This is a genomic window from Janibacter sp. CoH_79_TC_3 (assembly GCF_058197955.1).
This window is the reverse complement of sequence record NZ_JBXWIV010000181.1, coordinates 1-241: the sequence shown is the minus strand read 5'-3', so window position 1 is coordinate 241 and position 241 is coordinate 1. Positions and strand designations below refer to the sequence as shown.

Sequence of the window (241 nt, the reverse complement as noted above, 5' to 3'; positions counted from 1 at the left end):
GAAGAAAGACACTGGTATCAACAAGATGATTCAAAGCGTGGTGCCAAAAGGCAATTTTTACCTCAGCTATACCCCCGATCAGCACTACGAGCGAGCCAAAGACGGTGCGCACCCCACACCGGCATCGGCGGCGAAGTGGGCCGACCGTATCTGCAAGTGGATAGTGGAGGAAAGCAACAATCCCATCGTGCTCAATCTCCCTCAGAAAGCGCGTGCGTATTGCCATACCGAAACATTCAGC

Annotated in this window: 1 protein-coding gene; it reads left to right on the top strand. The window is 53.1% G+C overall.

The genetic code is table 11. The features are described 5' to 3' along the window. Positions 1-241 (top strand): hypothetical protein (locus AC2FA3_RS15555; protein WP_490510381.1); only part of this gene is annotated, 241 nt, incomplete at both ends.